Here is a 20,282-nt window from a genome sequence, read left to right as displayed (position 1 = left end):
CCCTTGTTTACCCGATCAAAGTTCGCGTTGCGTGTCGGAAAATGGCGGGAACTTGTCAAGGAGCGCGGCGACGATCTTGCCGAAACCGATGCCCAGAGACGATTTCACCATCAACACGTCGCCTGGTGCGACCGAGTTCAATACATAATCCGTCAATTCGCCAGTGTTCTCGCGATATTCGACATGGACGCTTTCCGGCAGCGATTCCTTGAGCGCAGCCATTTCTGCTCCTGCGAGCCAGACATGTTCGATGCCGGCCGCAAGCACCGGTACGGCAAGATCGGTATGAACCTTCTGCGCATACTCCCCCATCTCCAGCATGTCGCCGAGCACGGCGATACGGCGTCCGCCGCCGGTCGGCTCGGAAGCCGCCAGCAGTGCGATCGCCGCGCGCATCGAAGCCGGATTGGCATTGTAGCTCTCGTCGATCAGCGTGAAGCGGCCGCTGCCGACCGAAAGCCGGTGGCGCTTGCCCCTGCCCTTTTCAGGCCTCAGAGTCGTGAGCGCTTCGATCGCCTTTTCCATGTCGGCGCCGACGATCCTGACGACGCCGAGCGCTGCGAGAGCATTCTCGGCGATATGGCGGCCGGGCGCGCCGATCGCGACCTCCAGCGTCTCACCGCCGATCGTCAGCCACAGCGTCGAGTTCTCGTCCGAGCCGTTGAATTCCGCCAGCCGGAATTCGGCCTTGGCATGCTGGCCGAAGGAATGGATATGCTCGACGCCGAGCGACTGCGCCGTGCGGTCGAGGAAATTGAACTGGTCATTGTCGCGGTTGAGCACGACATGGCCGCCCGGTTCGAGCCCCTCGAAGATCTCGGCTTTGGCGGCGGCGATTTCCTTGATGTTCTTGAAATTGCCGAGATGCGCCGGCGCGATTGTGGTGACGATGGCGACATCGGGACGGATCATCGCTACCAGCGGCCGGATCTCACCGGGATGGTTCATTCCGACTTCGAAGACGCCGTAATCCGTATCCTCAGGCATGCGCGCCAGCGTCAGCGGCACACCCCAATGATTGTTGAAGGAGGCGACGGAAGCATGCACCTTGCCGGAGGGCGACAGCACGTGCCGCAGCATCTCCTTGGTGGTCGTCTTTCCCACAGATCCCGTCACCGCGATGATCCGGGCCTTAGAGCGCTCGCGCGAAGCAAGGCCGAGCCGGCCGAGTGCTGCGAGCACGTCCTCCACGACGATCATCGGCACCGTCAGGCGGCCCATGGCCGGAAGTCTCGCCTCGCTGACGACAAGAAGGGAGGCGCCGTTTGCCGTCGCCATCGATGCGTAGTCATGACCGTCGACACGGTCACCCTTGATCGCGAAGAAGGCTTCGCCCGGAGTGATCGAGCGGCTGTCGATGGAAATGCCGGTGATGCCTTCGGGCGGAGTGCCGAAGGGGCGCCCCGCCATTGCTGCGATCATATCTTCGGTCGTCCAGAGCCAGCTCAAGATTGCGGTTCCTCCAAGGCCTTGCGCACCTCCGCATGATCGGAAAACGGCAGGGTAACGCTGCCGATCGTCTGCCCTTCCTCATGCCCCTTGCCGGCGACGATCAGCGTATCGCCGGATCTCAACATGCCAACCGCCTCGCGGATCGCCGTGGCGCGATCGGCGATTTCCGAGGCGCCGGGTGCTGCCGCCATGATCTCCGCCCGAATCGAGGCCGGCTCCTCCGAGCGCGGATTATCGTCGGTGACGATGACGACGTCGGCAAGTCGGCAGGCGATTTCGCCCATGATCGGCCGTTTGCCGCGATCACGGTCGCCGCCACAGCCGAAGACAACGACGACGCGGCCCGTGGTGAAGGGTCTGACCGAGCCTAGCACGTTTTCCAGCGCATCCGGCTTGTGGGCGTAGTCGACATAGGCGAGCGCGCCATCTTTCGTATGGCCGACCAGTTCGAGACGGCCGGACGCACCGATGAGTTTTTCGAGCGCGGCCATCGCAACCTTCGCCGCAACGCCGGTCGACATGGCAAGCCCGGCCGCGACCAGGGCGTTGGCGACCTGAAAATCGCCGGCCAGCGGAATGTCCACCTCGAAGATCTCGCCGTCGATATGGATCTCGGCGGTCTGCTTGTGGCGGAAGTGCTCGACGCGTTTCAAGGCGAGGTAATCGCCCTTGCGCCCGACAGTGCGGACGTCGTGACCGGCATCGGTCGCAGCCTTGATCGCCTGCGCCGACCACAGATCATCGGCGAAGATCACCGCCGGCGACCCCTTCGGCAGCAGCACATCGAAAAGCCGCATCTTGGCGGCCATATATTCTTCAACGGTCGGATGATAATCCATGTGGTCGCGGCCGAGATTGGTGAAGGCGGCCGCCGCAAGCCTAGCGCCGTCGAGCCGGCATTGGTTGAGGCCGTGGCTGGAAGCCTCCATCGCCGCATGCGTGACACCTTCATCGGCAAGTTCGGCCAAGAGCTTGTGCAGCGACACCGGATCGGGCGTCGTCAGCGAACCATATTCGTTGCGCGTCGGCGAGACGACGCCGGTCGTGCCGATCATTGCCGCAGCATGACCTGCATGCGCCCAGATCTGCCGTGTGAAGGAGGCGACGGAAGTTTTGCCCGCCGTGCCGGTGACGGCGACTATGGTCTCGGGCTGCCTGGCGAAGAAGCGCGAAGCGGCGATCGAAAGGAAACGGCGAGGCTCTTTGACCGCAAGCACCGGGATGGAGGCATCGATGGCTTGGGAGGCGATCGCGACGGCAGCGCCCCGGCCGGCGGCATCCGCGATGAAGCCCGCGCCGTCCGCCTTGGTGCCGGCAACCGCGACGAAGGCATTGCCCGGCGCCACATGGCGGCTGTCCGAAGACAGGCCTGAGATGTCAAGCAAGCCTGCCGGGCCTTCGAGCTGTGCTTCAAGTTCCGGAAACTGATCTCCGGCCAGGTCTCGCAATTTCATCGAATGCACTTTTCTCTCTTGAAACCGGTTCACCCCTCGCGAATCGGCGCCGATATTCATTCACACTCAATAAGACACCAGCAAGGCCGATCCGCCCTCCCCGAATTTCGGCTCGATGCCGAGAATGGGGGCCGCACGGCTGATGATCTCGCGGGCGATCGGGCCTGCGGTACCGGCGGAGATCGTTCCGCCATAGGCCTTCTCGCCGGTTTTCGGCTCATCGCAGAAGGTGATCACGGCATATCTCGGATCGTTGATCGGGAATGCGGCAATGAAGGAATTGAAGTTCAGCGTCGCCGAATAACGACCGTTCACCACCTTGTCGGCCGTGCCGGTCTTGCTGCCGACGGCAAAGCCCGGCACGCGGGCGACGCGGCCCGATCCCTTGTATCCGTTGAAATCGAGGAGATAGCGGATCTCGTCGCTGGTCGTCTTCTTGATCACCTGCGTGGCGATCTCATCGGCCTGTTCGCGGCTGCGCGGCAGGAATGTCGGCTCGATCAGCTTGCCGCCGTTAACGAGGGCGGCCGCCGCCACGCCTGTCTGCAGCGCCGTCGTCGAGACGCCATGGCCGAAGGAAATCGTGATAGAATTGATCTTCTTCCAGACGCGCGGCTGGCTCGGCATCTTCACCTCAGGCAGTTCGGTCTGCATCTTCGTCAAGAGGCCGAACTTGGTCAGATAATCCTTCTGCGCGTCGATGCCGACAATGTCGATGACGCGCGCCGTGCCGATATTCGACGAATACTGGAAAATCTCAGGCACGGTCAGCCAGCGGCGCTGCCCATGGAAATCGTGGATGGTGAAGCCGCCGATATAGATCGATTTGCTGGCATCGAAACTGTCGGTCATCTTGACCTTGCCGCTGTCGAGCGCCATCGCCAGCGAAAAGGTCTTGAAAGTCGATCCCATTTCGAAGGTGCCGTTGGTCATCCGGTTGAGCCAACCCTCCTTGGCCCCTTGCTGCGGATCGTTCGGATCGAAATCCGGCGCCGAGGCCATCGCCAGCACTTCCCCGGTATGCACGTCGATAACAGCGGCACCGGCGCCCTTGGACTGGAAGTTGTTGACGGCGTTGACGACCGCGTCCCGGACGATGTTCTGGACGCGCAGGTCGATCGAAAGCCGCACCGGCTCGAGAGGCTGGTCGCTGGTCATGCCGACCGAGGCGAGGTCGGCGAGCCCCTGGTCGTCGATATATTTCTCCATCCCGGCAACGCCACGATTGTCGATGTTAACGTAGCCGAGGATGTGCGCGGCGGTAGAGCCGCCCGGATAGAACCGGCGCTTCTCCGGCCGGAAGCCGATGCCGGGAATGCCGAGGGCCAGGATCTGGCTCTGCTGCTTCGGCGTCAGCTGCCGGCGCAACCAGGCGAAATGCGAGGTCTTCGCCGAGAGCTTTTTATAGGTGTCCCTGACGTCGAGTTCGGGCAGCACCGTCGCAAGCTTCTCGACCGCCTCGTCGGCATCGACGATCTTGTTGGGCTCGGCAAACAGCGAGACGGTGCGGATGTCGGTCGCCAGCACTTCGCCGTTGCGGTCGAGAATGTCGGGGCGCGAGGCCATCAGCCGATCGGGCGGCAGGATGCTGGAGACGACCTCCTGATCCTTCATTGCATATTCGACAAGACGGCCGCCGATAATGACGTAGACACCCATGAAGCCGAGGATCAGCAGGCCGACGCGGCTTTTAGCCTGCCCTGATTTCTTCTTGCGGGAGCCCTCGATCGCCAGGCCGGCAGGGGAAGGACCGCCGAACCGATTATAGACGCCGGCAGAAAAATGCGCCTGGCTCTTCAAGACCATGATGCGGGAAAGAAACGACATTATTCCACCGACCCCGTTTCGATCTCATCTGCATCATCTTCCGGCTCGACGCGCGGCGCGGGCTTTGGAACAGGCCGCGCCTTCGTCGTGACGGTCGCCCCGGCAAGAGCCGCGCCTTTGGCGCCGGCCTCGGTAACGCTCTTGGCGTTGGCCTCGGTCGCGCCCTTGGCGCTGGGCTCGGTCGCGCTTTTAGCGCTGGCCTTGGCCTCCGTCACGTCGGGCACCGGAACCTCAGACTTCAACATCGGCAATTCTTTGGCATGCACCAGCGCCGTCGATTGCGTCGGCTGCAGCTGCAATTCGTCATCATAGGCCTTGACCAACCGTTCAAGACGGTTCGGCTGCGATTGCAGCGCCCAGTCGGCCTTGAGAAGGTCGATGGTGTCCTCTTCGAGCTTGATCTCCGCTTCGAGGCGATGAACCTCCTCGAGCTTCAATTCGGCGCGATGCTTGATCGTATAGGTGACGGCGGCGGTGGCCGTCATGACGCCGATGAGCACGAGATCGAACGTTTTCAACATGTCAACCTCCAAGCTTTCCGAGACTGGCGAGATTGGGAAACCCAAAGAGCGACATATCCGCGGCCTCGGCCGCAGCCTCCGTCCTCAGTCCGGCGCGCAGTTTGGCGGAGCGGGCGCGCGGATTGATCTCCGCCTCCGCATCGCTTGCCGAAACCATCGGCTTGCCGATCGCCGCAAAGGTTGCCGCCCGCTCATGCGCGACAGGCAGATGCCGCGACCCCGCCGCCTTGCCGGCACGATCGGAGAAGAATTTTTTGACGATGCGGTCTTCGAGCGAATGAAAGGTGACGACGACGAGCCTCCCGCCCGGCTTCAGCGCTGCTTCCGCCGCAAACAGTGCCTGCGCCAGTTCGGCGAGCTCATCGTTGACGAAGATGCGCAAGGCTTGGAAGACGCGCGTTGCCGGATGGATCTTGTCCTTCATCTTACGTGGAGTGACGAGCTCGATGAGACCTGCAAGATCGCGCGTCGTCTCGAACGGCTTTTCCTCGCGGCGCTTCTCGATTGCATGCGCGATGCGCGGCGACTGGCTTTCCTCGCCGAGAAAATGGAAAATGCGGATGAGATCGGCGACTTTGGCGCGATTGACGACATCGGCGGCCGAAACGCCTGTCGCCGACATGCGCATGTCGAGCGGTCCATTCTTCTGAAAGGAGAAACCGCGCTCGGCCTCATCGATCTGCATGGAGGAAACGCCGATATCGAGCACGACGCCGTCAAGTCCGCCTTGCGGCACATGATCGGCAAGATGTGAGAATTGCGAATGAACGAGCTTGAGACGGTCACCATGGGCGGCGACCATTGCCTGGCCAGCGGCAATCGCCGTTGGATCGCGGTCGAGCGCGATCACCTCGGCGCCGGCAGCAAGGATGGCCGAGCTGTAACCGCCCGCACCGAAGGTACCGTCGAGAATGAGCTTGCCGGGCGTGGGCGCCAGCGCTGAAAGCACTTCATCGAGAAGGACAGGAATGTGACGAACCGGTCCGCCACCGGCATCAGTTGAACCTCCGCCAGGATTCGCCACCATTCCGTTCCCTCGTTCTTTCAGGAACGCTTGCCCGCCAGCTTGCGCTCCCCTCGTGCCTGCACCTGCGCAGCCACAAAAGCCTGCGGCTGCCAGAGCTGAAAATAGTCCGCCCGACCGACGAAGGTCACTTCGTCCGAGATGCCGGTAAAGCCGCGAATGAAATCCGTGACCATCAGCCGTCCCTCGGCGTCGAGCTTCATGAAGACCCCGCCTCCATGAATGAGAAGCGACATCTCGTTCGCATCCGGCGAAAACGGATCCTCCGCAGCAATCCGCCGTTCGAATCTTTCGAGAAGATCCGGACCGCCGACGCTGATCGCCGGAAACACAAAGTCCTGGAAGCAATAGAGCTCCTGAACATTGCGCTGCGCCAGCACGGAACGGAACGCGGAAGGCACGGAAACCCTGCCTTTGGCATCGATCCTGTTGGTCGCACTCGAAAGGAAGCGGCTCATCACACGAAACATCCGTTCCCGCAGGGATCCGGACCAAAAGACGCCCGAAACTCCCGATATCAGACACAGCTTCGCAAGCCGGATGAGCAAAAACCCCTCCGACGCTTCCGGAAAGGAAGACGCCTTTGCTTTGCGATGAATGGGCAGATGATTGCCCCGGTGCAGTGCGCATTTGGGATAGCATGGGACCATATGGGCGTCAATGGGATGCGCCCATTTTGCAGTGGACGCATGATCAAAAATTTATAAGCCGTTAAGTTTAACAAAGGGTTAGGATCACCCTCTCACGATGGCGCGCAACCGTGCTTTCGCAAAAAGAATTTTCGCCCGGCGGATTGCATGAGCATCCACTTGAAAACTTTCAGTTTCAGCAACTTATCTGGAAGTGATTCTTGAAATTGCGGCTTGATCGCGCCACAAAAGTTAATCGCCAGTTGGCCTGTAAGCCGGGTTCTGTATGGCTCCGGCGTGAACCGGAACGTGGCAGCCATTCCTCTGGGACAGCGCTCGCACGCTGCCTCGCGCAACCCACCCGGATGGCTGGCCTGGAAACCGGCCGGAAGGCCTTTCGGCCTGCCACGTCATCCCTATTCGGTCTTGCTCCCGGTGGGGTTTACCGTGCCATTTCCGTTGCCGGAGATGCGGTGGGCTCTTACCCCACCCTTTCACCCTTACCTGTCATGACAGGCGGTTTGCTTTCTGTGGCACTTTCCCTGAGGTCGCCCTCGCCGGACGTTATCCGGCACCGTGTTTCCGTGGAGCCCGGACTTTCCTCACCCTACCGCCTTTCGGCATTGATAAAGCGCGGCTGCCCAGCCAACTGGCAGGGCTCCCATAAACGAGAGAGAGGGCAATTGCCACCGAAATCAAAATTTATTTAGCGAAATTGCGGTGTGAAATCCGTGGAGTAGCCTTGTTCGCTGATTCCGCCTGCCAAAAGCAGCTCGGCCCCAAGCCGGCCGATTTCGTCCGAACTCTTGGCCGACGTGCCAGCACAGCCCGTCGCCACCGCGATTTCTGGCGATGAGGTATAGCCGATCATCGGGTAACCACTCGCCGTCTGCGACACGACGCAGGCGGCCGTCGAAATCGAGAGCGGCACCAAGTCGGGCACGAGACCTTCAACGATGCGCTTGAGGTGTGCCCCCACGCTGTCGCGCCCTTCTGTTTTGAACCAGGCCCGCATCGCCGCCTCGTCGCCGAGTGCCAAATCGTCGGGATCACCGCCGATCTTCAGGTAGAGTTTGCCGTCGGGATAGCGGATCGGCGGCAGCAGATAGATATGGAGGCCGGGCACATTTAGAATGAGCGACGGCATGGTCGCAAGGCGCGCCGCGTCGGTCTCGCTCACTTCGAAAAGCGTGACGGTCCGACCATAAACCGTCATGGCAACGGGCTTCGGCAACAGATTCTCGGCAATAGAAAATCCGCCCGCAGCCAGCAGCACCTTTTCACCGCGATAGGTCCGGCCGCCTGCAGTCTCGACGACAGCCGATCCGCCCTCGCTGCGGATCGAGACGACATGGTCGCAAATGACGGCAGCACCTGCCCTTTCAGCCAGCAGCGACTGCGCCTTCACCAGCTTGCGCGGGCTGATATGCCCGGCCCCTCTCGCCTCGAAGACGCCGGCGGCGCCATCGGGGAAGGCGAAGAAGGGAAAGGCGGCCTTCAGCCCGGCCGCGTCGAGAAGGCTGGTTTCGACGTCCAGCAAAACGGCAGCCTGCCGGGTCTTTTCGAGATAATCGCTTCGATCAAGCGCGACAACGACGCAGCCGGCCTCGCGATAAAAGTCGATGCCGCTGTCGCGGGCGATCTCGCCATAGCGACCGATCGAGCGGTTGGCGAGCAGCGCCCAGTTGCGGTCAGGATCGATGGTGCGGGTGATGCGCCCTTCATCGTAATGGCTGGCGAAAACGCCCTGATGCGCCTTGCGATCATCAGGTTCGTCCGGGCCGATCACCGCAACACCGTCCGCTTGGCGCGCCAGATGCCGCGCCGCCGCAGCCCCCATTAGCCCGCGCCCAACGACGATGTATTTGAAATCGATTGTCATCGCATTTCTCCTCAAACGAAGACCGGCGTGAGTTCACTGCCGAAATCCGCGTCGCCAAGTTGCCCTTCCGTAAGAAGCACCGCTCCCAGCCGCCCAAGTTCGTCGGAGGATTTGGCCGCGACGAAATTGCCGCCGGTGAGCACCGCGATGCGCGGCGACTGGGTATATCCGGCATAGGGATAACCGGTCGGTGTGAAATTCGCCACGCAGGGCGCCGAAGTGACCGGGCAGCTGGCAAGCTCCGGCATCAGTTGCAGGGCGATGGCTGAGAGATTATCGCGCTCGGCAGCATTGCCGTCTGAACGGAACCACGCGCCGACATCCTCCAACCTGTCGAAGGAAAGTGCCTCGGTGTCGCCACCGAGCTTCAGATAGGTCTTGCCGTCGGGATAACGCACCGGCGGCAGGATATAGATGTGGTCCTCCTCCCGGTCGCCGAGCACGATCGTCGACGGCATATCACCGAAGGTCGCCATCTCGCGCTCGCCGATCTCGTAGAAGGCGACCGTGCGCGCCAGGACTCTGGTGTCGACAGGACGCGGCAGCAGGGCATGGAAATTGCTGAAACCGCCGGCAGCGACCAACACGCGCTCGGCGCTGTAGCGTCTGTCGCCGACCGTCACCTCGACATGCGAACCGGCATCGCGCACCGATGTCGCAGTTGCCTCGATCAGCGCAACACCGCCCTGTTCGGCAAGCCTCGTCTGCGCCCGCACCAGTGCCCGCGGGTTGATGTGCCCGGCGCGCTTGCGCTCGAAATATCCCGTGAAATCAGGATCGACGGCAAGATAGGAAAAACGTTGGCGAAGTTCCGACGGCGCGATGGTCTCGATATCGCTGCCAAGCGTCCGGCTGACAGTCAGCGCCCGGTTGATGTAGTCCCGCTCATCCTTCACCGTCGGACCGGTGAAGAGGCAGCCGACCTCCGAATAGAAGGAAATGCCGCTCCTTGCCTCGATCTCGCCGTAGCGGTCGAGCGCCCGGGCGGCGAAACTTCCCCAGGCCAGATTGCCGTCGAAGGTGCGGGTGATGCGCGCTTCGTCGTAATGGCTGGCAAATATCCCCTCGTGGGCGTTGCGTTGCTCCGGCTCGCGCGGGCCGATCAATGCAATGCCGTCGGCCATCGACGAGAGGTGTCGTGCGGCAGCGGCACCCATCATGCCGCGTCCGATGATGATGAACCTGAAATCGACTGCCATATCTAACCTCGTATCGAGGTAGCCCACCTCGTTTCAGGTGGGGATATCACGGCGAGCGTTCTGATTCATATCGCAAAAATGCCGGAAAGAAATTTCTCCCGACCCGTCTGGCGAAGCTCAATCGAGCATCGCCAGCACCTTGCCGCAATAGGTCTTGGATACCGGGTTCATGCGGGTAGCGGCATGGCCGGCATTGTATTTCAGGATAGTGTTGCAGGTCTGCCCGCCACCGAGCTGATGGGCGGCCGCCAGATATTTCATCCCGTATTTGATGTTGGTCTCCGGATCGAACAGGCCTTTCTTCGTACCGGAGTAACCCATCATCCGCGCCGTCGCCGGCTTGATCTGCATCAGGCCGACTTCGCCGGCGCTGCCGCGGGCATTCGGATTGAAATTGCTCTCGACGCGCACGACAGCCTGGGCGAGCGCGACGGGCACGTTGTATTCGGCGGCATATTTATTGATCAGCACGGCATAGGGAGTGCTCGTGGAAAAATCCGGCATGGCGTAACCGCTCTGGCGATCGACGGTTTTCAACGAGATGGTTTCGGCCCTGGCACCCCAGTCATCCCCCGCCAAGGCAAAACTATATCCCGCCAGCAGCATGCCAACGCATGCCGCAGCACCAACAATCATATTCTTCATGTAGTCTATTCACTCCGACCCATAGAATTGCAGGACTGCGCGCCTCGCCGTCATCCGGTTATACGCGATCAAGGATTGACCGTGTTCCGCAGCAATTCTTATCGTTTCATTTGGCGCTCATCGTTACACTTGGAAAGGCCGCGAGCGCTGTTCAGCGGGCGTTCTTAGACCATCGCAATGAGGAGATAATAGGGAAATGATGTGGCGAGGTGGTTTTCCCGCCGGTCGCGAGAAATCCGCCCTGATGTCCGGCTCTTCCGCTCAGGAATAACGCGGCAGCGCCGACAGCAGCCGGTGCAGCGTATCGATTGTCGAGAAATCGGCGATGCCGTCCACCCGTTCGGGACGAAAATGGCGTTGGAAGGCTTCCACGTCACCTGCCGTCTTTTCGGAAAATTGACCTGTGATTTCAGTGCTGTAGCCATAGAGAGACAGCATCGACTGCAGTGCTTCGACAGGCTGGCCGGCGTCACCCCGCTGGAAGAAGCGTCCGCCGGTGATCGTTGCCGGCTCGACCCAGTGCCCGATGCCCGCCCGGTGAAGTTCGGCCCAGGGGAATTTTTCGCCCGGATCAACCTTGCGGATCGGGGCTACATCGGAGTGCCCGAGGACCCGTTCCGGCGCGATCGACCAACGTTTGACACAGTCGCGACACAATTCGGTCACCGCGGTGATCTGCTCATTCGGATAATCGGGAAGCCCGCCGGGATGGCCGGCATTGGCGATCTCGATACCGATCGACAGCGAATTGATATCCGTCTCGCCCTGCCAACTGCTCTTTCCAGCGTGCCAGGCACGCCGCGCCTCCGGTACGAGCTGCACCACCTCACCGTTCTCATGCACGAAATAGTGGCTGGAAACCTGGCTTTCGACGCGACAGAGCCAGTCGAGCGCGCCATCTGCCGTTGGCATGCCGGTATAGTGCAACAGGACCATGTCTGGACGGCGCCCGTCCGTCCGCTCGCCGTGGTTTGGCGAAGGCTGCACGCGGGCGCTGCGGCAGTCGGCCTCGAACGAGGTCATGCGGCACGGCGTTCCTTCTCGATCGCCGCATAGGCTGCATTCAGCGCCGCCATGCGTTCGTTGGCGATCACGTGGAATTCCTTGGGCACGCCGCGCGAGATCAGCCGGTCGGGATGATGTTCGCTGACGAGGCCATGGTAGCGGCGGCGGATGGTCGGGAAATCATCCGACGGCGAGACGCCGAGCACCTTATAGGGATCGCGGCCGGACGAGACATGGCGTGCGGCGATCTGCTCGAAGCGGGTCTCGCTCATCTGGAAGATCTCACCGATATGGCTGAGGAAATTCAGTTCCTTCTCGTGGATCAGCCCATCGGCCTTGGCGATGTGGAAGAGGCCGTCGAGCACGTCTTCCAGCACGGTGCAATTGGCCGCGCAGGTGACGCAGAGCGTCGAGAGCCGTTCGGCATAGGCCTCGTAGCCAGCGACGTCCTGGCGTGCAAGGTTGTAAAGCCTGGCGACGTTCTTTGCCTGATCCTGTGGGAATTCGAAGATTTCGCGGAAGGCTTCGACCTCCTTCTCGCTGACGATGCCGTCGGCCTTGGCCATCTTGGCTGACAGCGCGATGATCGCCACGGAGAAAGCCACTTTGCGCCGGGTCTCGGGATCGCCTTCGAAAACTGTTCGGATAGCCTCGACCACCGCAGACAGCGCATTGCCCGCGGTATTGCCAATGGCATTCAACAGTTTTTCCCAGAAGGACATCGAAATCTCTCGCATGATTATAGGCTTATATGCAAACAGCTTGACCAAAGAATCGTAGCCTTTGCAAGGCGGCTATTGGTCGTAGGGCCGAACACAGTTTTCACGATTTTGTAATTGTCGCACCGCAGCAAAGGATTCTCGTGCACTCGGCACTTCCGCTACGGTGCGCGCCACGCCGGCAATTTCCACAACTGTTCTCGGCAGTCAGAACCGGCCTGAAACGATTATATCAGTTCTTCCGGTCACTACGCGGCAGAAAGGCGCTTTTTCGTAAATTCTTTACTTTACAGGCTCCTTTCCCTGCCGCATCCATGCGCTCATGCATTTCGCCCGGAAGTGCAGCGGTTCCGGGATAGCGACGTGCATAAAAACAATGAGCTAAGCGCATCGCTTGAATCGACTTTGATGCGACGCCTATAGCTGATGCCGCCGCACCGAAACGCCATAGGAGGGATCATGGCCAAGCAGAAAGTTGCAATGCTGACCGCCGGAGGCCTTGCGCCCTGTCTCTCCTCCGCCGTCGGCGGCCTCATCGAACGCTACAGCGACATCGCCCCCGACCTCGATATCGTCGCCTACAAGTCCGGCTACCAGGGCGTACTGCTCGGCGACAGCATCGAGATCACCCGCGAAATGCGCGAAAAGGCGCCGCTGCTGCATCGCTACGGCGGCTCGCCGATCGGCAACAGCCGCGTCAAGCTCACCAACGCCGCCGATTGCGTCAAGCGCGGCTTGGTCAAGGAAGGCGAGAACCCGCTGCGGATTGCCGCCGAACGCCTCGCCAATGATGGTATCACCATTCTCCACACGATCGGCGGCGACGACACCAACACCACGGCCGCCGACCTCGCCGCCTATCTCGCCGCCAACGGTTACAACCTCACCGTCGTCGGCCTGCCGAAGACTGTCGACAACGACGTCGTGCCTATCCGCCAGTCGCTCGGCGCCTGGACGGCCGCCGAAGTCGGCGCGCATTTCTTCGACAATGTCGGCAACGAGCAGACGGCCGCCCCCCGCACCCTCGTCATCCACGAGGTCATGGGCCGCCATTGCGGCTGGCTGACGGCCGCTACCGCCCGCGCCTATCTCCAGCGCACCAGCCGCAATCAGTATGTCGACGGCCTGATCATGAACGCACATCTGAAGAGCATCGACGCCGTCTACCTGCCTGAGATGGCCTTCGACCTCGACGCCGAGGCTGCCCGCCTGAAGGAGAGCATGGACCGCAACGGCCACGCCACGGTCTTCGTCTCCGAAGGCGCCTGCCTCGACGCCATCGTCACGGAGCGCGAAGCCGCCGGCGAGACCGTCAAGCGCGACGCCTTCGGCCATGTGAAGATCGACACGATCAATGTCGGCGCCTGGTTCCAGAAGCAGTTCGCCAGCCTGTTGAACGCCGAACGTTCGCTCGTGCAGAAATCAGGCTACTTCGCCCGATCGGCGCCGGCCAACGGCGACGATCTCCGGCTGATCCAAAGCATGGTCGATCTCGCCGTCGAAAGCGCGCTCAACAAAGTCTCCGGCGTCACCGGCCATGATGAAGCGCAGAACGGTAAATTGCGCACTATAGAATTTCCGCGCATCAAGGGCGGCAAGGCTTTTGACCTTTCGACGGCATGGTTTGCCGAAGTCATGGACAATATAGGTCAGAAATACAAAGAAGCGTGATTGACGGATGGTTAATATGATGTCTTTGCTTGTTCCCGAGGAATAGGGAGGAGACACCATGTCACTTGAAGCTTGGCTCGCTTTTGCGGCCGCATCCGCCATTATGCTGGCCATACCGGGGCCGACGATACTGCTCGTCGTTTCCTATGCGCTCGGTCATGGCCGCAGGACTGCGTTTGCAACGGTGTGCGGCGTGGCGCTGGGTGACTTCACCGCGATGACGGCGTCTCTCTTTGGTCTCGGCGCCGTCCTGGCCGCCTCCGCCACCCTTTTCACCGTCCTGAAGTGGATCGGCGGCGCCTACCTGATCTGGCTGGGAATCAAGCTCTGGCGGGCTCCCATCATCGGCGAACCGGTTGCCGACAACGACAATCTGCCGGAAGAGAAGTCGCTCAAGATCTTCCTCCACGCCTATGTCGTCACCGCCCTCAATCCGAAGAGCATTATCTTCTTCGTCGCCTTCGTGCCGCAATTCCTCAATCCGGCCCTGCCTTTCGTCGGTCAGATGGCGATCATGGAGGCCACATTCCTCGTACTGGCGATCCTCAACGCTTCCACCTATGCGTTTCTCGCCCATACCGCGCGCGGACTGATTCGCAAGGCGAGCATCCAGCGCGCCGTAAACCGTACCGGCGGCACGCTGCTCATCGCTGCAGGCGCCGTAACGGCCGGGTATCGCCGTATTGCAGCCTAGTAACATTGCGTGGTTGCCGGAATGTCACAAATAGGTTAATGGGGTCACCAGGGCTTAAGGTTTTTAGTAACTTTTATACGCTGCCGGGGCGGCGCGATTTCACGAAAGTGGCGGAATGGTAGCGATCGGATTGTCCGGCCTGAAACGCAGTCTTGTCGTTTCGACGATACTCTGCGGCGTGATGACGGGATGCGCCAGCGTCGAATACACATCTCAGGCCGAACTGACAGCCGCCCAGACCGTTGTGCCGATGCCTAAACCCGGTGAAGACGCCACGCTTGCTGCGATTCCGACAGCCGAAGGCACAGCCGGTCAGGCAGTCGCCGGCGCCACCCTTCCCCAGGCATCCCCTTCCCCGACCGCGACGGCGATGCCGACCGTGACAGCCTCTCAGCCTGCCGACCTCGCCATACAGCCGGCAGCCTATGCGCAAATTCCGCTGACGCCCGAAATGACGGCGATCCAGTCGGTGGTGCCGACGCCGCGTCCAGGATCCCCTGCGCAGCCGACGACGCAGCTTGCCTTTGCCGCGACACCGCAGAACGGCGCGCTTGCGGCACTTGCCGCAGTCGATACGACGCCGCGTTCCAGCATGGACTACGGGTTCGATGAATCCGGGCCGATCGATCCGCCGACGGCGCCGCCGATGTTTAGCGACGACGACAAGGACGATGCGCCGACCGTCGAAAAGAGCTTCGTTACCAAGCTCATTCAGAAATATTCGAAGCTCTACGAAATTCCCGAGACGCTGCTCCACCGCATCGTCCATCGCGAGAGCCGCTACAACGCCAAGGCCTACAACAAGCGCGGCTATTTCGGCCTCATGCAGATCAAGTACAACACCGCCAAATCCATGGGGTATGACGGCGCCCCCGGCGGTCTTTTCGATGCCGAGACCAACATCAAATATGCCGCGAAATATCTGCGCGGCGCCTGGCTCGTCTCCGACAGCAAGGAAGACGATGCCGTGCGCCTCTATGCGCGCGGCTATTATTACGACGCCAAGCGCAAGGGCATGACCGACATCGCCCAGGGCAACTATTAAGCAATAGAACGACTGAAACGACGAAGGCCGCCTATGGCTGCGGCTGCGCTGGCCGTTGCGATCCCGCCTGCTGTTGTGGCTCTCCCGGTTGCGGCAAGGTCGCCAGGACCGCCTTGAGAAGCGTCTGCGGCTGATAACCGAGCCGGCTCGGCGTCAGCCCGAGCCGGATGACGACCAGATTGGCGGACGGCACGATCGCCATGCTCTGCCCGTCATGCCCCGTCAGCCAGAATGTATCCTCGGGCAGCCCGAACTTGGCACTCGGGCCGCCGGGCGCGAGCCAAGCCTGGCCCTGCGTATAGCGGCCGTTCGACGCTGCCGTCGGCGTGCGCATGGCGCCGACAAAACCTTCCGGCAATAGCCGTTGACCGTCCCAGACTCCATCCTGCAGCAGGAACTGGCCGAAGCGCGCCCAGTCACGCGCCGTCGCGTAGAGATAGGAGCTTCCGGCGAACGTGCCGCGCGCATCGAGTTCGAACACGGCGCTGGTCATGCCGAGCGGCGAAAACAACGCGTCATCAGGATAGGAAAAGGCCGCCTGTGCATGGCCGACCCTGTCCATCCAGATGCGCGACAAGAGCACCGCGGTGCCGCTCGAATAGCGGAAGCGCTTACCCGGCGCTGCCTCCAGCGGTGCGTTGGCCGGCAGCGACACCATGTCGGGGTCAAGATAAAGCATGCGCGTCACATCGGCGACATCACCATAATCCTCGTTGAAGGCAAGTCCGCTCTCCATGCCGAGCAGGTCGGAGACCTTGATCCTGGCGCGCGCATCGTTCTTCCACTGCGCCAGCAGATTGTCGTCGTCGAATGAGATCTTGCCGTCGAGCATCAGCCGGCCAAGGATCGCAGCATTCACCGTCTTCGTCATCGACCAGCCGATCAGCGGTGTCTTCGCCGAGAAGCCGGCGCCATAAGTTTCGGCGACGATGCGGCCGTTGCGCAACACCACGATCGCCCGCATGGCCGGGCCGGCTACTCTCTCATCGGCAAGCAGGGCGGCGATCTTCCCGTCCGGCCGATCGCCGGCGCCGTCACCCTCCGGCCACAAAGCCTCGTTCACCTCCGCTCTGGCCGACGCATTGAAAGGCACCGCATTCGCCGCCGCCTCGAAATTGCCGTCCGGCACGCTCGTGCAGCCGAAAGCGCCACGATAGAGCGCATAACTCGGCGCAAACAGTCCCATGAAGCGCGCCGTCACACGATCGCCGTCGCGGTCGACACTGACTCGCACCAGCCGCAGCAGCGGATTTCCGGGCGCCTGGACATCATCATGGAGCACTTCCTCGGCCTCCCGGCCGGCGATGAAGACGTTGGAGCAGACGATCTTGGCGGCATAGCCGTCGCCGACACGTAGCAATTCCGGCGGCTGGACGAAGAGCCAGCCGGCGACGCCGATGACGGCGAGAACGACAAGGAGAGCAAGCGCCTTCGGCATACGCAGGACAAATCGCATGGCATTCCTCCATGCCCGAGAGAAGCAGGAATCGCACGCGCCGGAAAGGGGCCGCGGCGGAGAAGAGCCGTCATTGCGATCACTTTACCAGGAGGGCGATCACTCCGGAGAACGGCGCCTACAGCCCACGTCATCAAACTGTAGCAGTGGCGCGCTACACGCCCTGAACGCTAAAAAGGTGACAGACTCATGTCAGAATTTGCACCGGATGCCGGCTTCCGCAAGAACCGGAAACTCAAGGACGCCCTTCTCCGCCACAAGGCTTTTTCGAAGGATGGTTTTTCCGAGCGTCTCTTCGGCCTTCTCTTCTCCGGCCTCGTCTATCCGCAGATCTGGGAGGATCCGGATCTCGACATGCAGGCGATGGAGCTGAAGCCCAACCACCGCATCGTCACCATCGGCTCCGGCGGCTGCAACATGCTCGCCTATCTCTCCAAGGCGCCGGCCTCGATCGACGTCGTCGATCTCAATCCGCACCACATCGCGCTGAACCGCCTGAAGCTTGCCGCCTTCAAGCACCTTCCCGGCCATCCCGACCTCGTCCGTTTCCTGGCGATGCCGAACGAGAAGTCGAACAGCCGCGCCTACGACCAGCATCTCGCGGCCAAGCTAGACGAGGCGACCCGCAGTTATTGGAACGGCCGCAAGTTCGGCCGCCGCCGCGTTACCGTCTTCGACCGCAACATCTACGAAACCGGCCTGCTCGGCCGCTTCATCGGCGCAGCCCACCTTCTTGCCCGCCTGCATGGCGTCAAGCTGCGCGAGATGACCAAGACCCGCTCGATCCGAGAGCAGCGCCAATTCTTCGAAGAGCAGATCGCGCCGCTGTTCGAAAAGCCGGTCGTGCGCTGGATCACCGGCCGCAAGAGCTCGCTCTTCGGCCTCGGCATTCCACCGCAGCAATATGACGAGCTCGCCAGCCTCGCCGCTGACCATTCGATCGCACCGGTGCTGAAGCACCGCCTGGAAAAACTCGCCTGTCATTTCCCGATGCGCGACAACTATTTCGCCTGGCAGGCCTTCGGCCGTCGCTACGGTACCGAAGAGGAAGGTCCGCTGCCGACCTATCTGAAATCGGAGCATTACGAGGTGATCCGCGCCAATATCGACCGCGTCAACGTCCATCATGCAAGCTTCACCGAGCTTCTGGCCCGCGAGCCGGCCGCCTCGCGCGACCGCTACATCCTGCTCGACGCGCAGGACTGGATGACGGACGAGCAGTTGAACGACGTCTGGCGGGAAATCACCCGCACGGCGCGTGATGGCGCCCGCGTAATCTTCCGCACCGCGGCCGAGAAGAGCATCATCGAAGGCCGCCTGTCTTCCTCGATCCGCGACCAGTGGGATTATTTCGAGGAGAAATCGCGTGAGCTGACGGCGCTCGATCGCTCGGCAATCTACGGCGGTTTCCACATCTACGGGAAGAAGGCGTGAGCAAGGTCGACACCGAGACGGCAGGAAAGAGCGGCGAACATGCCAGCCTGATGGATGGCATGTACCGCTATCAGCGCCATATCTACGACCTGACCCGCAAATATTACCTTCTCGGTCGTGACAGCACGATCCGCAATCTCGACGTGCCCGAGGGCGGCACCCTGCTTGAAGTGGGCTGCGGCACCGGGCGTAACATGGCCTTCGCTCATCGGCATTTCCCGACCGCGAAGCTGTTCGGCCTCGACATTTCCCAGGAAATGCTGATTTCGGCGCGCAAGACCTTCGCCACCAAGGCGACCATCCCGGAATTCCGCGTCGCCGACGCCACGGCGTTCACGCCGCGCGAATTCGGCGTCAGCGGCTTCGACCGCATCCTGATCTCCTATACCCTATCGATGATCCCCGACTGGGAGCGCGCCGTCGATGCGTCGATCGCCGCACTCAACCCCGGCGGCCAGCTGCACATCGTCGATTTCGGCCAGCAGGAGGGCCTGCCCGGCTGGTTCCGCCACATGCTGCAGTCATGGCTTGCGAAATTCCACGTCACCCCGCGCCTCGATCTGCGCGACGTCCTGGAAGCGCAAGCCCATGAAAACAACGCGAGATTGTTGTTCGGTACCGTCGGCGGCGGTTATGCCTGGCGGGCGGCTATTATCAGCAAGCGCTCATAATTCACTTGAAACTAACCGAATTTTTACGTTGATATGGTGAAAAGAGGGTTATCCTCTGCCGACTCGTCTTTTTCGAAGGTCAGGCTGTGGGGCAAAGAGATCATTCGAGTTACGACGGGACGCCCATGCGCCGGCTTTTGTTTTGCGTTTTGCCCCTGGCCATCCTGTTGGCCGGCTGCTCCTCCTCCGGGTATGACTATCTCGAAACGGCATCGATCAAGCCGAAGATGCGTTTCAAGGATACGGATCCGCAGGATTTCGGCCCCAAGCATCCGCAACAGAACCAGGTCCATGGGATCGACATCTCCAAGTGGCAGGGCGATATCGACTGGGCGACGGTGAAGAATTCCGGCGTCGCCTTCGCCTTCATCAAGGCGACCGAAGGCAAGGACAGGGTCGATCCGCGTTTCGACGAATACTGGCGCGAGGCCCGCGCCGCTGGCATCCCGCATGCGCCCTATCATTTCTATTATTTCTGCTCCTCGGCCGATCAGCAGGCCGACTGGTTCATCCGCAACGTGCCGAAGGAGGCCATGCGCCTGCCGCCGGTGCTCGATGTCGAATGGAACGCAGAATCGAAGACCTGCCGCTATCGTCCCGATCCGGAAACCGTGCGCGCCGAAATGCAGCGATTCATGGACCGGCTGGAGGCCTATTACGGCAAACGCCCGATCATCTACACCTCGGTCGATTTCCACCGGGATAATCTGGCCGGCTACTTCCAGGACTATCATTTCTGGGTCCGTTCGGTGGCAAAACACCCCGAGGTGACCTATTCCGACCGCCGCTGGGCCTTCTGGCAATATACCTCGACCGGCGTCATTCCCGGCATCAGCGGTCCCACCGATATCAATGTCTTTGCCGGCAGTGCAAAGAACTGGAACAATTGGGTTGCGGCCGTTTCCAAGGATAGAAATTCTTAGTAACGTCTTCCGATGTTTCTTGCTTCCGTCA

At 61.3% G+C, this 20,282-nt stretch carries 18 protein-coding genes and 1 other RNA gene; 6 read left to right on the top strand and 13 right to left on the bottom strand.

Translation table 11 applies throughout. The annotated features are described in order from the left end of the window. Positions 1 to 15: 15 nt before the first annotated feature. The 12 genes from HJB89_RS11530 to HJB89_RS11475 form a co-directional block, all read right to left on the bottom strand. The gene (locus HJB89_RS11530; RefSeq protein WP_207581132.1) at positions 16 to 1,449 is read right to left on the bottom strand and encodes a UDP-N-acetylmuramoylalanyl-D-glutamyl-2,6-diaminopimelate--D-alanyl-D-alanine ligase; all 1,434 of its coding nucleotides are present in this window, start codon (positions 1,447 to 1,449) and stop codon (positions 16 to 18) included. Next, on the bottom strand, positions 1,446 to 2,966 hold the full coding sequence (locus HJB89_RS11525; protein WP_207581133.1) for a UDP-N-acetylmuramoyl-L-alanyl-D-glutamate--2,6-diaminopimelate ligase: 1,521 nt from the start codon (positions 2,964 to 2,966) through the stop codon (positions 1,446 to 1,448). The genes HJB89_RS11530 and HJB89_RS11525 overlap by 4 nt, the downstream gene beginning before the upstream one ends. A gap of 6 nt (positions 2,967 to 2,972) precedes the next feature. Beyond that, complete coding sequence (locus HJB89_RS11520; RefSeq protein ID WP_164011719.1) at positions 2,973 to 4,733, bottom strand: penicillin-binding protein 2; 1,761 nt, start codon at positions 4,731 to 4,733, stop codon at positions 2,973 to 2,975. Next, a complete protein-coding gene (locus tag HJB89_RS11515; RefSeq protein WP_207581134.1) occupies positions 4,733 to 5,254 on the bottom strand; it encodes a hypothetical protein in 522 nt (173 codons plus the stop codon). The genes HJB89_RS11520 and HJB89_RS11515 overlap by 1 nt, the downstream gene beginning before the upstream one ends. A 1-nt stretch (position 5,255) precedes the next feature. Continuing rightward, positions 5,256 to 6,281 carry a 16S rRNA (cytosine(1402)-N(4))-methyltransferase RsmH gene (gene rsmH / locus HJB89_RS11510; RefSeq protein WP_207581135.1) on the bottom strand — a complete coding sequence of 342 codons (1,026 nt, stop codon included), beginning with the start codon at positions 6,279 to 6,281 and terminating at the stop codon, positions 5,256 to 5,258. A 17-nt stretch (positions 6,282 to 6,298) separates the two neighbouring features. Next, the gene (gene mraZ / locus HJB89_RS11505; protein ID WP_221115800.1) at positions 6,299 to 6,736 is read right to left on the bottom strand and encodes a division/cell wall cluster transcriptional repressor MraZ; all 438 of its coding nucleotides are present in this window, start codon (positions 6,734 to 6,736) and stop codon (positions 6,299 to 6,301) included. A 426-nt stretch (positions 6,737 to 7,162) separates the two neighbouring features. After that, an RNA gene (gene rnpB / locus HJB89_RS11500) (RNase P RNA component class A) lies at positions 7,163 to 7,560 on the bottom strand. A 53-nt stretch (positions 7,561 to 7,613) separates the two neighbouring features. Then, on the bottom strand, positions 7,614 to 8,789 hold the full coding sequence (locus HJB89_RS11495; RefSeq protein ID WP_207581137.1) for an FAD-binding oxidoreductase: 1,176 nt from the start codon (positions 8,787 to 8,789) through the stop codon (positions 7,614 to 7,616). Positions 8,790 to 8,800: 11 nt separating this feature from the next. Continuing rightward, positions 8,801 to 9,988 (bottom strand): FAD-binding oxidoreductase, encoded by a 1,188-nt coding sequence (locus HJB89_RS11490; protein WP_207581138.1) that lies wholly within the window; start codon positions 9,986 to 9,988, stop codon positions 8,801 to 8,803. Positions 9,989 to 10,105: 117 nt separating this feature from the next. Continuing rightward, positions 10,106 to 10,633 (bottom strand): lytic transglycosylase domain-containing protein, encoded by a 528-nt coding sequence (locus HJB89_RS11485; protein ID WP_007630080.1) that lies wholly within the window; start codon positions 10,631 to 10,633, stop codon positions 10,106 to 10,108. A 261-nt stretch (positions 10,634 to 10,894) separates the two neighbouring features. After that, positions 10,895 to 11,656 (bottom strand): N-acetylmuramoyl-L-alanine amidase, encoded by a 762-nt coding sequence (locus HJB89_RS11480; RefSeq protein WP_221149894.1) that lies wholly within the window; start codon positions 11,654 to 11,656, stop codon positions 10,895 to 10,897. Further along, complete coding sequence (locus HJB89_RS11475; protein ID WP_164011729.1) at positions 11,653 to 12,360, bottom strand: DnaJ family molecular chaperone; 708 nt, start codon at positions 12,358 to 12,360, stop codon at positions 11,653 to 11,655. Before HJB89_RS11475 ends, HJB89_RS11480 begins: the two co-directional genes overlap by 4 nt. Positions 12,361 to 12,816: 456 nt before the next feature. On the opposite strand from HJB89_RS11475, the gene HJB89_RS11470 reads away from it, so the two are divergent. From HJB89_RS11470 to HJB89_RS11460, 3 genes are all read left to right on the top strand, one after another. Further along, positions 12,817 to 14,028: a pyrophosphate--fructose-6-phosphate 1-phosphotransferase gene (locus HJB89_RS11470; protein ID WP_221115803.1), complete on the top strand. Its 1,212-nt coding sequence runs from the start codon at positions 12,817 to 12,819 to the stop codon at positions 14,026 to 14,028. A gap of 58 nt (positions 14,029 to 14,086) precedes the next feature. Beyond that, on the top strand, positions 14,087 to 14,722 hold the full coding sequence (locus HJB89_RS11465) for a LysE family translocator (protein WP_221115804.1): 636 nt from the start codon (positions 14,087 to 14,089) through the stop codon (positions 14,720 to 14,722). 115 nt (positions 14,723 to 14,837) lie between these two features. Continuing rightward, a complete protein-coding gene (locus HJB89_RS11460) occupies positions 14,838 to 15,767 on the top strand; it encodes a lytic transglycosylase domain-containing protein (protein ID WP_221115805.1) in 930 nt (309 codons plus the stop codon). 31 nt (positions 15,768 to 15,798) lie between these two features. Here the strand turns inward: HJB89_RS11460 and HJB89_RS11455 are convergent, their stop codons facing one another. Then, positions 15,799 to 17,223, bottom strand: coding sequence for a serine hydrolase (locus HJB89_RS11455; RefSeq protein ID WP_221149893.1), 1,425 nt, complete (start codon positions 17,221 to 17,223; stop codon positions 15,799 to 15,801). 189 nt (positions 17,224 to 17,412) lie between these two features. Between HJB89_RS11455 and HJB89_RS11450 the strand changes: the two genes are divergently transcribed. The 3 genes from HJB89_RS11450 to HJB89_RS11440 all read left to right on the top strand — a co-directional run bounded on the left by HJB89_RS11450 (position 17,413) and on the right by HJB89_RS11440 (position 20,251). Further along, the gene (locus HJB89_RS11450) at positions 17,413 to 18,657 is read left to right on the top strand and encodes a DUF3419 family protein (RefSeq protein ID WP_221149892.1); all 1,245 of its coding nucleotides are present in this window, start codon (positions 17,413 to 17,415) and stop codon (positions 18,655 to 18,657) included. After that, positions 18,654 to 19,328 (top strand): class I SAM-dependent methyltransferase, encoded by a 675-nt coding sequence (locus HJB89_RS11445; RefSeq protein WP_207581145.1) that lies wholly within the window; start codon positions 18,654 to 18,656, stop codon positions 19,326 to 19,328. The genes HJB89_RS11450 and HJB89_RS11445 overlap by 4 nt, the downstream gene beginning before the upstream one ends. A gap of 125 nt (positions 19,329 to 19,453) precedes the next feature. Continuing rightward, the gene (locus HJB89_RS11440; RefSeq protein ID WP_207581146.1) at positions 19,454 to 20,251 is read left to right on the top strand and encodes a GH25 family lysozyme; all 798 of its coding nucleotides are present in this window, start codon (positions 19,454 to 19,456) and stop codon (positions 20,249 to 20,251) included. Positions 20,252 to 20,282 lie beyond the last annotated feature (31 nt).

The organism is Rhizobium sp. NZLR8 (assembly GCF_019685025.1).
Taxonomy (GTDB): Bacteria; Pseudomonadota; Alphaproteobacteria; order Rhizobiales; family Rhizobiaceae; genus Rhizobium.
Note: the sequence above shows the minus strand (reverse complement) of the source record. Positions and strands in the feature narration are given on the sequence as shown.

Bases quoted from the DNA above. Each gene is read 5' to 3' on its own strand.
- HJB89_RS11525 (WP_207581133.1), bottom strand. From the start codon at position 2,966: ATGAATATCGGCGCCGATTCGCGAGGGGTGAACCGGTTTCAAGAGAGA.
- HJB89_RS11520 (WP_164011719.1), bottom strand. From the start codon at position 4,733: ATGTCGTTTCTTTCCCGCATCATGGTCTTGAAGAGCCAGGCGCATTTT.
- HJB89_RS11515 (WP_207581134.1), bottom strand. From the start codon at position 5,254: ATGTTGAAAACGTTCGATCTCGTGCTCATCGGCGTCATGACGGCCACC.
- rsmH (WP_207581135.1), bottom strand. From the start codon at position 6,281: ATGGTGGCGAATCCTGGCGGAGGTTCAACTGATGCCGGTGGCGGACCG.
- mraZ (WP_221115800.1), bottom strand. From the start codon at position 6,736: ATGAGCCGCTTCCTTTCGAGTGCGACCAACAGGATCGATGCCAAAGGC.
- HJB89_RS11495 (WP_207581137.1), bottom strand. From the start codon at position 8,789: ATGACAATCGATTTCAAATACATCGTCGTTGGGCGCGGGCTAATGGGG.
- HJB89_RS11490 (WP_207581138.1), bottom strand. From the start codon at position 9,988: ATGGCAGTCGATTTCAGGTTCATCATCATCGGACGCGGCATGATGGGT.
- HJB89_RS11485 (WP_007630080.1), bottom strand. From the start codon at position 10,633: ATGAAGAATATGATTGTTGGTGCTGCGGCATGCGTTGGCATGCTGCTG.
- HJB89_RS11480 (WP_221149894.1), bottom strand. From the start codon at position 11,656: ATGACCTCGTTCGAGGCCGACTGCCGCAGCGCCCGCGTGCAGCCTTCG.
- HJB89_RS11475 (WP_164011729.1), bottom strand. From the start codon at position 12,360: ATGTCCTTCTGGGAAAAACTGTTGAATGCCATTGGCAATACCGCGGGC.
- HJB89_RS11470 (WP_221115803.1), top strand. From the start codon at position 12,817: ATGGCCAAGCAGAAAGTTGCAATGCTGACCGCCGGAGGCCTTGCGCCC.
- HJB89_RS11465 (WP_221115804.1), top strand. From the start codon at position 14,087: ATGTCACTTGAAGCTTGGCTCGCTTTTGCGGCCGCATCCGCCATTATG.
- HJB89_RS11460 (WP_221115805.1), top strand. From the start codon at position 14,838: ATGGTAGCGATCGGATTGTCCGGCCTGAAACGCAGTCTTGTCGTTTCG.
- HJB89_RS11455 (WP_221149893.1), bottom strand. From the start codon at position 17,223: ATGCGATTTGTCCTGCGTATGCCGAAGGCGCTTGCTCTCCTTGTCGTT.
- HJB89_RS11450 (WP_221149892.1), top strand. From the start codon at position 17,413: ATGTCAGAATTTGCACCGGATGCCGGCTTCCGCAAGAACCGGAAACTC.
- HJB89_RS11440 (WP_207581146.1), top strand. From the start codon at position 19,454: ATGCGCCGGCTTTTGTTTTGCGTTTTGCCCCTGGCCATCCTGTTGGCC.